Origin of the sequence: Polyangium mundeleinium, assembly GCF_028369105.1 — a bacterium.
GTDB classification, from domain to species: Bacteria; Myxococcota_A; Polyangia; order Polyangiales; family Polyangiaceae; genus Polyangium; species Polyangium mundeleinium.
In genome coordinates, this window is the sequence record NZ_JAQNDO010000001.1 from 10,278,026 (window position 1) to 10,290,899 (window position 12,874).

At 68.6% G+C, this 12,874-nt stretch carries 9 protein-coding genes; 5 read left to right on the forward strand and 4 right to left on the reverse strand.

All coding sequences use genetic code 11. The features are described 5' to 3' along the window. Positions 1-15: 15 nt before the first annotated feature. Positions 16-312: a hypothetical protein gene (locus POL67_RS40600; protein WP_271926296.1), complete on the reverse strand. Its 297-nt coding sequence runs from the start codon at positions 310-312 to the stop codon at positions 16-18. A 308-nt stretch (positions 313-620) separates the two neighbouring features. Between POL67_RS40600 and POL67_RS40605 the strand changes: the two genes are divergently transcribed. Continuing rightward, positions 621-2,258, forward strand: coding sequence for a CocE/NonD family hydrolase (locus POL67_RS40605; protein ID WP_271926299.1), 1,638 nt, complete (start codon positions 621-623; stop codon positions 2,256-2,258). A 228-nt stretch (positions 2,259-2,486) separates the two neighbouring features. Then, positions 2,487-3,860, forward strand: coding sequence for a cellulose binding domain-containing protein (locus POL67_RS40610; protein ID WP_271926301.1), 1,374 nt, complete (start codon positions 2,487-2,489; stop codon positions 3,858-3,860). A gap of 187 nt (positions 3,861-4,047) precedes the next feature. Here the strand turns inward: POL67_RS40610 and POL67_RS40615 are convergent, their stop codons facing one another. Beyond that, complete coding sequence (locus tag POL67_RS40615; protein WP_271926303.1) at positions 4,048-4,569, reverse strand: hypothetical protein; 522 nt, start codon at positions 4,567-4,569, stop codon at positions 4,048-4,050. 209 nt (positions 4,570-4,778) lie between these two features. Here POL67_RS40615 and POL67_RS40620 point away from each other — a divergent pair, with 209 nt between their 5' ends. Genes POL67_RS40620 through POL67_RS40630 form a run of 3 tightly spaced genes read left to right on the forward strand, consistent with a single transcriptional unit; the run spans position 4,779 to position 10,861 of the window. After that, positions 4,779-6,422: a serine/threonine-protein kinase gene (locus tag POL67_RS40620; protein ID WP_271926304.1), complete on the forward strand. Its 1,644-nt coding sequence runs from the start codon at positions 4,779-4,781 to the stop codon at positions 6,420-6,422. Further along, positions 6,419-8,305 (forward strand): PEGA domain-containing protein, encoded by a 1,887-nt coding sequence (locus tag POL67_RS40625; protein WP_271926306.1) that lies wholly within the window; start codon positions 6,419-6,421, stop codon positions 8,303-8,305. Before POL67_RS40620 ends, POL67_RS40625 begins: the two co-directional genes overlap by 4 nt. Positions 8,306-8,332: 27 nt before the next feature. Then, positions 8,333-10,861 (forward strand): Kelch repeat-containing protein, encoded by a 2,529-nt coding sequence (locus POL67_RS40630; RefSeq protein ID WP_271926309.1) that lies wholly within the window; start codon positions 8,333-8,335, stop codon positions 10,859-10,861. 180 nt (positions 10,862-11,041) lie between these two features. Here the strand turns inward: POL67_RS40630 and POL67_RS40635 are convergent, their stop codons facing one another. Next, complete coding sequence (locus tag POL67_RS40635; RefSeq protein ID WP_271926310.1) at positions 11,042-12,070, reverse strand: ABC transporter permease; 1,029 nt, start codon at positions 12,068-12,070, stop codon at positions 11,042-11,044. Beyond that, entirely contained in the window at positions 12,067-12,837 is a 771-nt protein-coding gene (locus tag POL67_RS40640; RefSeq protein WP_271926312.1) for an ABC transporter ATP-binding protein, read from the reverse strand. The genes POL67_RS40635 and POL67_RS40640 overlap by 4 nt, the downstream gene beginning before the upstream one ends. Positions 12,838-12,874 lie beyond the last annotated feature (37 nt).

The window sequence follows — 12,874 nt, forward strand, 5'->3', positions numbered from 1 at the left end:
CTTGGCGGGAAACGCTCAGCTCCAGAACGCGACGAAGCAGAACCAGTCGACATCCAGGGTCTTGGTGCTGCCCTGATCGGTGAAGCCGGTAGAGATGCTGAAGGTGGGTGAGCTGCCGCCGTTCGTCTCCGTGATGACGGCATTGGCCGTCATGTAGGGGCTCGCCGGAGTGACCACCACGACGGGATCGGACGATGATTCGCCGTCCACCGTAAAGAAGTACTGACCGGGGGCCTTTTTGACGACCCGGAAATTGCCCGAGCCGCTGTCGATCGAGCCGTCGGCGTTGATACATCCAAATGCTTGTCCCATGACGATACCACCTTTCCTTATCGTTACGCGCGCCGCCTGGGAGCACGGCACGTGCCAGCGGGCACTCGACGGCTCGGACCGGCGATGCGGGGGTGATTTCCTCGACGAATCAGTGGGGGCTGAACGCCGACGTCATCGGCTGAAGGAGGGGCAGAGGTGTACCTGTAACAGGTGCAAGGTACACCTCTGTTACAGCATCGCTCTCGGGCGACCGAGGAGACCCTCGCGGCTGCTATCGAGAAGACGCCCCCGCCTCCGCCTTGCGTCTTCCTCGGATCTGCGTCTTCCTGAAGCCTGTGAACGACTTCATGACCCTCCCAAGCCACCTCCTCGAATGGCTCCTCGACCTCCCGCCCGCCGAGACGCGCGACATCGTCATCCAGCGTGATCTTCGCGTGCCCATGTCCGACGGCGCGGTCCTCCTCGCGGATCTCCATACGGCGCGCGACGCCCGCAAGCGCCCGCTCATTCTCCTCCGCTCCCCGTATGGCCGCAGCAATCCCCTCTTCTCGTTTCTCACCCGCCCCTTCACGGAGCGCGGCTTCTCGGTCCTCATCCAGAGCTGCCGCGGCACCTTCGGCTCCGGCGGCGAGCTCAATCCCTTTCGCGACGAGCAAGACGACGGCCGCGCCACGCTCGCCTGGCTCGGGCAACAACCCTGGTTCTCGGGCGAGCTCGCCACCTTCGGCCCGAGCTACCTCGGCTACGTGCAATGGGCCCTCGCGCGCGACGCCGGCCCCGCGCTCAAAGCCATGTCCGCCCAGATCACGCTCTCTGATTTCCGCAAATTCAAGTACCCCGGCGAGAGCTTCTCGCTCGACACCATGCTGCGCTGGACGCAGATGATGCAAGAGCAGAAAAAACCATTCCACGAGCAATTGCTCGGCCGGCTCACCTCGCGCCGCTCGCTCGAAAAAGGCCTCGCGCACCTCCCGCTCAACGAGGCGGATCGCGTGGCCACCGGTCACCGCGTCGGGTTCTTCCAGGACTGGCTCGAACACAATGCCCCGGGCGACCCGTGGTGGGCGCCGGCGGACCATAGCGGCGCCGTGGCCGACGTGACGGCGCCCGTGCTGTTCATCGGCGGCTTCTATGACATTTTCCTGCCCTGGCAACTTCGAGATTATGCCGCGCTCGTCGCGGCGGGCCGGACCCCGTACCTCACGATCGGCCCCTGGTCCCATACCTCGAGGCCCGTGTTCTCGACCAGCGTGCGCGAATCGCTCGCCTGGTTTCGCGCGCATCTCCTCGGCGATCGCAGCCTCCTGCGCGAGGCGCCCGTGCGTATCTACGTGATGGGCGCCGACGAATGGCGCGAGTATCCGAGCTGGCCCCCTCCCGGCGTCCGCACCGAGCGCCATCATCTCCAGCCGAACCGCGGCCTCGCCCCTGCGCCCCCCGCCGCTTCGCCGCCCGACCATTACCGCTACGATCCTGCCAATCCCACCCCGTCCGTGGGCGGCGCGCTGCTCAACGACGACAGCGGGCCCAAGGACAACCGCGCCCTCGAGGCGCGGCGCGACGTCGTGACGTACACGAGCCCCCCGCTCGAGCGCTTTGTCGAGGTCATCGGCCCCGTGTCCGCCGAGCTCTTCGTGCAATCGAGCGTCCCGCATACCGATTTCTTCGTCCGCCTCTGCGACGTCGATCCTTCCGGCCGCTCCGTGAACCTGTGCGACGGCATTCTGCGCCTCGCACCGGGCCGACCTGCGCCGAGGCCCGACGGCACCTTGGCCATCACCATCGAGCTCTCGCCCACCGCGCACCGCTTTCGCCGCGGCCATCGCATTCGCGTGCAGATCTCGAGCGGCGCGCACCCGCGCTTCGCCCGCAACCCCGGCACCGGCGAGCCGCTCGCCACGGCGACGCGCCTCGTCGGCGCGGACCAAACGATTCATCACGACCCAGAGCGCCCCTCGGCCATCGTCCTCTCGGTGCTCGGCTGAGCGAGCGGGATCCGCTTCATGCCCGTGGGGGGTGATCGATTCGTTCATCCCCTCATGATCGATCCGATCACCCGCGCATCGGTCGAGCACGTCGAGCGCTGCGATTTTCGCGGTCTTCCTGAGCGACCCGCGTTGGCCCACAAGCTGCAATAACGCCCTGACGTCGACGGGCCTCCCGTCCCGTGAACCACGACCTCGCCGCTGCGCGTTGCGGCATGGAGAGTTCTGATGACGAAATTCGCTTCCCTGCTCTGCGCTGTCTCCCTCTGCGTCCCTGTCGCCTTGATTGGTTGCGGCGGGGAGGACTTCGAGGTCGACGACGCGGATACGTTTGCGCAGGAGCAAGCCGTCAATGCCTCGGCCCAGAGCATGCGCTTTGGCGTCGCCCCGCAATGGTATCAAAATTGGAATCCGCCCTCCGAGGGGCCGGCCAACGTCGACCTTGTCGTCGTCGGCGATTGGCTCCTCGAGAACGGCTTCACGAGCACCCATCAATCGAAGATCCAGCAGATCCGCGCCAAGGGGAAGACCCCCTACCTCTTCGGCTACATCGCGACCGCGAAGACGAAGAAGGGCCTCAATTCGAACAACGATTGCGACGGAAACGCGTCGGCTCCCCTCTGCCAGCAGGGTGCGACGTGGATCCGGGCGAACATCGCCAACAACATCGTGCCCGCCTACCTCGACGCCGCCCAGAAGATCAACGCGGCGCTCGGCGGCGGCAATGCGCTCATCCACATCGAGCCGGATTGGTTCCAGTTCTCGGAGAACGCCCAGCAGAACGCGTTCACGAAGGCCGAATCCAACGGCTTCATGAACAACATCCTCGGCGCGATCAAGCAGGGGTGCCCCACCTGCAAGGTCGTCATCGACTTCAGCCCGTGGTTCTCGCCGAACAAGACGAAATGGGCCACCTCGGCCGCGGACTTCTATGCCGGCTGGGACAAGACCGTCGCGGGTTACGTGGGCCTCACCGGCAAGCCGTTCCCGTTCACCGCGGGCAAGATCGACAACTTCACCTACGCGGAGATCACGCAGCAGCTCGCCCTGCCGCTCATCATCGTGGACGCGTACACGTTCGGCGGTGGCCCGATCGACGTCGACTCGACCTGGCTCGATGCGTCGAACATCTCCACCGCCGTCGGCTGGGGCGTGGACAGCATCATTCTGTCGCAAACGGGGAACGTCTCCGCTTATGACCAGTTCATTGCAACGGTCAAGGGCGGGACCACGCCCACGCCGCCCCCCACGACAACGACGCCCACGCCGCCCCCCACGACGACGACGCCCACGCCGCCCCCCACGACGACGACGCCCACGCCGCCCCCGGGTGGTGTGACGGTGATCGGGGGGACCGCGACGGTGTCGATCACGCCGAACTCGAGCTGGAACGGGGGGTATTGCAAGAACGTGTCATTGAAGAACACGGACACGAAGAGCATCACGTGGACCCTCCGCATCCCCAAGGACGGCACCATCTACAATTCGTGGAACGTGGTGTCCAAGACCGAAGGGAGTGAATTCGTGTTCAATGGCGTCTCCTGGAACAGCACCCTCGCCGTCGGACAGAGCGCCGATTTCGGCTACTGCGTGAATCTCTGAGTCCACGCCCGCGCCCGCCTCCGCTCGCGCCGAAGACCTCCCCGCTCGGTGTCGACGAAGCCCCCGGGCGTTGCCGGCAACCACGGCGACCATCTCGACAAGGACCTCGGCGGTTGCCGGCAACCACGGCGACCATCTCGGCACCCCCCCGGGCGTTGCCGGCAACCGCCGCGAGCTCGCGCTCGACCTACTTGCACACCGAAATGCCCGCCACGGTGCCCGCGGACGAGCAGATCTCCGAGAGCGCGCAGTCCTGGTTCGCGTGACAAACCACCCGCGGCGCCACCGTCGTCCCGAGCCGCGGGTGTGTGAACGTCCCCGCGCACTCGCCCTTGGGCACGCACACGGCCGCGATCGTCCGGTCGCCCGGGATCAGGCAACACGCCTCGGCCCCGCAATCCTCGGGCCCGTCGCACTCGAAGATCACGCCCTCCCCGTTCGCCGTCCGCGGGCACGACCTCCCGTCCTGCGTGCACGACGGAGGCTCGAACGTCGCGCAACACGCCGTATCGCAAAGATTTGTTCCGCAACGAATCTGCTTCTTCGCGAGCGCCGGCCGCGGCCTCCGCGGCTCGTTTCCCTGCGCGACCGCCGGCGCGGCGGCGGGCGCCTCACAAACACACGGCAGAAACCGCGCGCCCTCGTCATCGCAGGCCTGCGTCCCCTGCGCGCCGGCCGGGCATGCGCATGCGACTTGCTGACCCGGCACGCACTCCTTCGACCGACAGCCGCCTGACGCAACGGCCCCTACGACGAGCGCTACGAGCGCGAAAAGGCGGGGAATTCGGGCAGTGCGGGGACGTTGCGCGCGCATCGCGCCGAAGCTTGCCATGGAGCCCCGCGGAACGATCGTGTTATGCTCACAGCTAGCTTCATTTTGCCCGATCACGGTCGGGCTCGCGGGAGGAGTGTCGGGGCGTGTCCATCGCAGAAGGCGCCATCATCGGCGGCAAGCTTCGGCTCGAACGACCTCTCGCCAAAGGCGGCATGGGCGCCGTGTGGGTCGCGCGCCACCAGCTCCTCGACACCGATGTCGCGGTGAAGTTCATGGACGTCAGCATCGCGTCAAACGAGTCGCTCCGGCAGCGATTCGAACGCGAGGCCAAGGCCGCGGCCCTCATCAAGAGCCCGCACGTCGTGCAGGTCCTCGACTACGGCGTCGAGGACGGCGCCCCGTACATCGTGATGGAGCTGCTCGAAGGCGAGGACCTCGGCGCGCGCCTCGCGCGCAGCGGCCGTATCGATCTCGCCGAGGCCTACCGCATCCTCGAGCCGCTCGGCAAAGCGCTCCGCCGCGCCCACGACCTCGGCATCGTCCACCGCGACCTCAAACCCGGAAACGTCTTCCTCGCGCGGAGCGGCGACGACGAGATCATCAAAGTCCTCGATTTCGGCATCGCGAAAGACGTCACGATCACGGGCCCGGCGACGTCCACGAGCTCCGGCATGATGCTCGGCTCGCCTTCGTACATGAGCCCCGAGCAGATCCGCGAGACCAAGCAGGTCGATCATCGCAGCGACCTCTGGTCGATCGGCGTCATCCTCTACGAGGCGATCACGGGCCGCCTCCCCTTCGACGAGGCCGAGAACATCGGCAAGCTCCTCGTCACCATCTGCACCGATACCGCCCCGCCGCCCTCGTCGCTCGTCCCTTCGCTCGACCCTGCCGTCGATCGTTTCTTCGAGCGGGCGCTCGCGCGTGACAAGGCCGCGCGTTTCCAGAGCATGGCCGAGCTCGTCGAGGCCTTTGGTCTCCTCGTCGGCATCCGCGCGTCCCTGCGATCACGGCCGAGCGGTGAGTTCGTCCCGTCGAGCGGCAGGCCCGTCGACGCGCGCACGAACAAGCTCGGCACGGACGTCACCATCGCCGCCCCGATGATCACGGGCGACAGCGGCGAGCGCCCCTCGTTGCCTCGCGTGTCCACGTCCGACCCGCGAAGCACCCTCTCGCCCGCGGAGAGCGGCGCGCGCGCGTCCTCGTCGCGCCGGTTCGTCCCCGTCGTGCTCGGCGCCGCCGTCGCGCTGGCCGTCGGCGCCGCGGTCATTCTCACACGCGACCGCACGAACGCCGGCGCGGACGCCTCCCCCGAGACGCGAGGCGCCTCCGCGCCTGCCGCGGGGACCTCCTTGCAAGGGGGGCCCGCCGTCGCGCCCGTCGAGGCGCTCCGCACCGCGCGCCTCCTCGTGAGCCCGCCCGACGCGCAGGTCGAGGTCAATGGCCGCAGCGCTCCCGTGGATCGGGACGGATACGTCTCGATTTCCGGCGCGCTCGGCAGCACCCACGCGTTGCGAATCCACAAGGACGGCCACGAGACGCGCGTCGAGGTCGCCATCACCGCGAATGGCGCTTTACCGGACAAGCTCACGCTCCAGGACGTCGCGTCGCTCGCGCCGTCGAGCGGGAAGACCAAGGCCGGCGCTCCGCCTTCGTCCGCCGCCCCTGCCGCGGGCCCGGCGCCCACGACCGCGCCGGTCACGACGGCGGCCCATCCGACGACGAAGTCCACGTCCACGGCCGCGACGCCCTCCAAAGATCCCCAGCCCTCGCGAACCTTCGAATGAAACGCTCTGCGGCCCTCCCCTCCCCGATTTGCAAGGCGCTCGCCGTCGCGCTCGCCTCGACCTTCGTCACGACAGCGCTCGCGCAAAATGTGCCAGGTGGACAAACCAATCCCAAGCCGCAGCCCTCGTGGATGAAAAAAGGCGGCCCGCTCCCGCCGCCGCCCCCGCCTCCGCCGCCGCCGCCCGACCCCGCCGCCGAGGCCGAGGCCCAGGCCAAGGCCGACGCGCGCAAGCATTTCGAGCAGGGCCTCGCGCTCTTCGACGCCGGCTCCATGGAGGCGGCCCTCCCCGAGTTCCTCACCTCGCTCTCGATTTACCCGACCCGCGCCGCCAAGAAAAACGCCGCGCTTTGCCTCCGGCGCTTGAACCGCTTCGACGAGGCGTTCGACATGAACGAGGAGCTCCTCGCGTTCGCGGGCGTGACCGAGGAGGAGAAGCAGGTCGCGCTCCGCGAAATCGCCGAGCTAAGGCCCCTCGTCGGTGATCTCGTCATCGAAGGGGTGCCCGACGGCGCGACCATTTCGATCGACGGCAAGCCCCGCGGCACGACGCCGCTGCCCGGCGCGATGCACGTCCCCGTCGGCGAGCGCACCGTGCGCATCTTCAAGGCTGGCTTCGAGACGCTCGAAGCGCGGCTTCAGGTCGTTGGAGGCAAAACGGCCAAGCTCCCCGCCGTCCTCGCGCGGCTCGAGCTCGCCGGCTGGCTCCAGGTCGACGAGGCGTCCGGGTATTCGATGGACGTCCTCCTCGACGGCGCGGCCGTGGGCAAGACGCCCTGGCGTGGCCTCGTCGCGTCCGGCGACCACCTCGTGAGCCTGCGCGGCGACAAACGCCTCGGCACCCAGCCCGCGCGTGTCGAGGTCCGCCCGAGCCTCATCACCCCGATTCTCCTCATCGCCGAGGAGCTCCCCTCGGTCCTGCGCGTCGAGGCCAAGACGAAGGACGCCGACATCTCGGTCGACGGCGTCCGCCTCGGCCGCGGCGCGTGGGAAGGCCCTGTCCGGGCCGGCTCTCATCGCATCGAGGTCACCGCGAATGGCTTTGTCCGCGAGGAGCGACGTGTCGAGCTCGAAGCCGGCAAACGCGAGGCCGTCGCGGTCGCCCTGGAGCCCATTCCTCCTCCCTCGGGGTTCTGGGCCGACAAACGTCTTTTTGGCGAGCTCGGCGCCACGTTCGCCCTTGCGCCCACGTTCGGCGGCAGCCTCGACGGGAGCTGCACGGGCCCCTGCACGGCGTCGCTCGGGCTCGGGGGCGGCGGCATGCTCCGCTTTGGCCTCGAAATCCGGCGCAAATGGCTTCTCGGCGTCGAGGTCGGCGGCCTCTTCGTGCGCCGCACCTTCACGGATCGGCCCGACGAAGACGTGCACGTCTTCGGCAACATCGCCCCCAACAAGGGCCTCACCGACGACGTCATTTCCCTCCGGGGCGCGCACCTCGGCGCCTCCGTCGCGCGCACCGTGGGCGAGCGCTTCCCCGTCACGTTCCGCCTCGGCGCGGGCGGCTTCTTTGGCTCGGTGCAGGACGACCGCTCCGGCGATTACAACACGACCGCGCGGGACGTCCCCGACCCGTCCACCGCCACCGGGACACGCCTCAAGGCGAGCACGCCGTATACCGTCGATCGGGTCACCGAGACCCAGGCGGCGCTCGGCGTCTACGTCGCGCCCGAAATCCGCGCTGGCATGCGCATCTCGGACCAACTCGACGTCGCCCTCTCGGTCTCCGCCCTCGTCCTTTTCGTTCCCGAGCCGCCGAGCTGGGTGCCCGAGCAAGGGTATGTTCAGGCGAGCACGGACGGTCAGGGCAAATATGACTCCGACACGCTGACCGGAACTTCGATCGTCGCGGTGTCTCCCGGTCTCGTGGCGACGTACCGATTCTGACTTTCATACCTTACAAGGGAGGTCACCATGGGGACGAAATGGCGCACGGCGTGGACATTCGGTCTCGCAGCGGGTTTGTGTGGAGGGTGCTCGGCGGGCGGTGATGCCCCGAGCGCGGGAGACGCACGCGCGGCTCCTGCGGCCGCTCCGCCTTCCGACGCGCGTGTCGCGGTGGAGATCGCCGAAGCGATCCGCCTCCACCTCGCTCACGAGTCGTCTACGCTCGGTGCAAGGACCTCGCCCGGGCCTCGGGCCGACGTGCGCCTGCCCTCGCGCGCGAGGGACGCATTTCGCGTCGCGGACCCGGAGAGCGGGCTTTCGGTCGAGGTCGCGCTCGCGGGCGCGCGGGAGGTCGCGGGCGAGGCGGGCGCGGGGATCGTCGTGTATCCGGCGGGATATCGCGGCGTCGCCGACATCGTGCACCACCCGACCGAGAGCGGCGCCGAGGATTACGTGTTTTTCCGGAACGCCCTCCCGGACGTCCCGGAGCTCCGGTACACGATCACGCTCGGCGAGAACGTGGCCGGCCTCCGCCTCGTGGGCAAAATGCTGGAGCTGCTCGACGCGGACGGCGCGCCGCGCCTGCGCATGGCGCCGCCTTGGGCCAAGGACGCCGACGGCAAGACGGTGTGGATGAACGTCGCCGTCGAGGGCTGCAAGATCAGCACGGATCCACGGTTGCCAATGGGCCTCCCGGTCGTCGCTCCGGGCGCGCGGCAATGCGAGGTCACCCTCTCCTGGGAGGGCACGACCGTGCGCGCGCCGCTGCTCGTCGATCCCGCGTGGACCCAGACGGACGCCATGGCCCTCAAGCGCTTCCGGCATACGGCGAACCTCTTGCCCGATGGCCGTGTCCTCGTCGCGGGCGGCGACAAGGGCGGGGAAGTTCCGCTGGAGTACGCCGAGGTCTTCGACCCGGCCCTGAAGATGTGGATCGCGACGACTTCCATGACCCAGAACCGGCTCGGGCACACGGCCACGACGCTGAAGGACGGCCGCGTGCTCGTGCTGGGCGGCAAGGCCACCGTGCAGGGGGTCCTCAATGTGACGAACGCGGCCGAGATCTTCACGCCGCAGAACAGCCCCAACATGGTGGGGACGTGGTCGCCCGCGAAACCCATGAACTTCCCGCGCGCGCTGCACACAGCGACGCTCCTGAGTGATGGGCGTGTCCTCGTGACCGGCGGTAAAACCTCCACGCTGGTCACCACGACCGAGATTTACGATCCCCAAACGAATACGTGGGAGCCCGGCGGGGACCTGCATCAAGCGCGGTACAATCACACGGCGACGTTGCTCGACGAGGATCGGATTCTCGTCGCGGGCGGCGAGAGCGCCGGCCCCACGCAGACCGCGGAGATATGGGCGCCGGAGACCAAGACCTGGAAGCAGACGAAATCCATGAACCGCCTGCGCTCGGGCCATACGGCCACGCGGCTCCCCTCGGGGCGCGTGGCCGTTGCCGGTGGCAGCCAGGTCATGGCCCAATCCGTGGAAGTTTTTGATCCCGGGTCGGAGGACTGGACGGCCGGGCTCAACATGACGCGCCCGCGCAAAGATCACACGGTGACCGAGATGGCGGGCGGTCGTATCCTCGTCGCGGGCGGCGGATTCGAGGACATCCCGTACACCACCGAGATCTTCGACCCTGCCACGCAGAGCTGGAGCGCGGCGGGGTCGATGGAGAAGCCTCGCTCGCTCCACACCGCAACGACGCTCCTCAATGGCCGCGTCCTCGTCGCGGGCGGCACGGGCGCGGCGGGGGTCCTCGTCGACGCGGAGATCTACACGCCGCTCGGCGCGCCGTGCGACCTGAAGACCCCGTGTGACGACTCCTTCTGCGTCGACGGCGTCTGCTGCAACGCGCCCTGCGACGGGCAATGCGAGGCCTGCGACGGCCCTCGTCTCGGCATCTGCACGCCGGTCGAGGGCAAACCCCACGGAGCGCGCCCGGCCTGCAACGGCACGAGCGAGGCCTGCGCCACGTGTGACGGCGTGAACGCGCAGCAATGCTCGTACCCCTCGGGAAATGGCTGCGACAAGAAATGCAACACGTCCACGCTCACGGTGTACTCCTGCGACGGCACCGGCAATTGCGTGGAGTCGTTCAGCAACAACTGCGCGCCGTATAACTGCAATGCCGTCGATCTCTCGTGCGAGACGGGCTGCACGAGCAACACCTCGTGCGCGCTCGGCTCGACGTGCAACACGGAGATGAAGACCTGCATCAGCTTGCCGACGAAATGCATCGACGACCAGATGCTCGAGCTCCCGGACGGCACCCCGCAGAGCTGCTCCCCGTATGCGTGCCGCAATGGGGCCTGCCTCGCGACGTGCGCGTCCGTGGACGATTGCTCCGGCGACGACGTCATCTGCGACGAGAAGACCTCGAACTGCATGAAGTGGACGGCGTTCGAGGACGCGCAATCGGGCTCCTTGTCCGGGAGCTGCGCCACGGCGTCCCCCGGCGTGCCCGCCCCTCCCCGCGCCGCCTGGCTCCTTGCCCTCGCCGCCGCCTCCCTGCTCGCCGCGCGCCGAAAGCGCCCGCGCCCGTGATGCGGGAGCGACCTTTGGAAGGACCTATCGCGTCCGTAGGACAATTCCTGTCCGTTCGACCGCTTTCCCGGACGCGCACCATCTGCCATGCTCTCCCTCGCGCCTGTCGCCGCGCCCGCTGCGTGTTCCCTCCACACGTCGCGGGCGCGGCGCGGCGCTCGACGACGCGGGCGCCCTCCGTCACGCGTGCCACTTGAACGACATCAGGCTGATGGTGAACATCGCCACCGCCCAGAGCGCCATCATCCCCAGGCCTCCGGCGAGGCTCGCGACGTCGGTGACCCCGTAGAGCAAGACCGCGCGCGAGAGCCGCACCATCTCCGTCGTCGGCAGCCACGCGCCGACCGTGGACAGGAACCGCGGCAGCGATTCCAGCGGGAAAAACATCTCCGACAGGAACACGATCGGCATGTTGATCGCGCTGATCACGTCGACGAGCAGCTCCGCGTTGTCGATCGCGGCCGCGAGCGCGAAGCCCGCGCCGAGGAACGTGACCACGCCGAGCATCGAGATCACGAGCAGCCAGCCAAACGATACGAGGCTCAGCGGCAAATCGAAGAAGAGCCGCGCCGCCCCGACCAGCAGGACGACCTGCACGAGCACGATCGACGACCGCGCCGCCACGTTCGCCGCGATGAACGTGCCCTTCGGCAAGGGCGTCGTGGCGAGCTTCTTCAGGAACAAGTTCTGCCGGAACAGGGCCATCGGATACCCCATCCCGAAGAGGCCCGACGCGAGCACCGAAAACGCGAGGATGCCCGGGAAGAGGTAATGCACGTACCCCCACGCCGGCCCCGCCACGACGTCGAGGCGCGCCGGGACCGGCAGCGCCGCCGCGAGCCCCCCGCCGAAGATCCGATCACGCGTCCCCACCCGCAGGACCACGCTTCCGCCGTCCGGCGCGACCGAGAGCACCGCGCTCGCCATGCGCGCGCGAAGCTTCCCGAGCGCCTCGGCCTCGGTCTGCTCGCGCCCCACGCGCACCTCCTCGAACGCCCCGAGCTCCGCCACGCACCGCTCGATCGCCGCGTTCTCGCCCGCCGCGGAGACCACGGCCACGTAACGCCGCTCGAACGGGTGCCCGTTCATGAACACGAGCCCGAGCACCGCGAGCAGCACGACCGGGAAGACCAGCGTGAACCCGACCGAGCTCCGGTTCCGGAGCGTGTCGAGGAGCCGCATCCGTACGAGCACCAAGAATGCGCTCACGTCGCCTCCCCGCGCCCGATCGCCTGGCCCTCGCGGATCTCGATCGCGCAGAAATGGAAGAACGCGTCCTCGACCCCGAGCCCGCGCCGCTCCGCCTCGGGCACCGCCCGCACGAGCTCGTCCTTCGTCCCGCTCGCGCGCACGCGCCCGCCCACGAGGAACAGCAGCCGATCCGCGAGCGCGTCCGCCTCGCGGAGATCGTGCGTCGTCATCAAGAGCGTCCGCTCCGCGGCGAGCTCGCGCAGCATCTCCCCCACGATCCGTTTGTTCTCCGGATCGAGGTGCGCCGTGGGTTCGTCCAGGAACACGAGCGTCGGATCGTGCACCACGGCCGTCGCGATGAAGAGCCGCGCCGCCTCGCCGCCCGAGAGCCGCGTCACGGCCGTCTCCGCGCGATGTTCGAGCCGCGCCCGCGCGAGGATCCGCGAAGGCCCCCCGCGTACGCCGTAGATCGCCGAGAACAGCTCCGCGTACTCGCGTGCCGTCACCCGCTCGATCTGCGCCTCTTTCTGCATCACCACGCCCACGCGCCTTCGCGGATACGGCCGCGGCTCCTTGCCGAACAGCCGATAGGCCCCGCGCGTCGGCTCCGCGAGCCCCTCCAGGAGGTCGAGCAACGTCGTCTTGCCCGCGCCGTTCGGCCCGAGCACGGCGCAGAGCCCCGGTCCTTCGACCACGAAGCTCACGTCGTCGAGCGCAACGGTGTCGCCGAAGCGCTTCGTGAGCCCCACGGCTGCGACGATCTCCCTCGGCTGCCCCTCTGTCATGCCTCTCCGAAGCCTATCCGATTCACCGCGCACTTCG

Coding starts and splice junctions, on each gene's coding strand:
- POL67_RS40600 (WP_271926296.1), bottom strand. CDS start 312: ATGGGACAAGCATTTGGATGTATCAACGCCGACGGCTCGATCGACAGC.
- POL67_RS40605 (WP_271926299.1), top strand. CDS start 621: ATGACCCTCCCAAGCCACCTCCTCGAATGGCTCCTCGACCTCCCGCCC.
- POL67_RS40610 (WP_271926301.1), top strand. CDS start 2,487: ATGACGAAATTCGCTTCCCTGCTCTGCGCTGTCTCCCTCTGCGTCCCT.
- POL67_RS40625 (WP_271926306.1), top strand. CDS start 6,419: ATGAAACGCTCTGCGGCCCTCCCCTCCCCGATTTGCAAGGCGCTCGCC.
- POL67_RS40630 (WP_271926309.1), top strand. CDS start 8,333: ATGGGGACGAAATGGCGCACGGCGTGGACATTCGGTCTCGCAGCGGGT.
- POL67_RS40640 (WP_271926312.1), bottom strand. CDS start 12,837: ATGACAGAGGGGCAGCCGAGGGAGATCGTCGCAGCCGTGGGGCTCACG.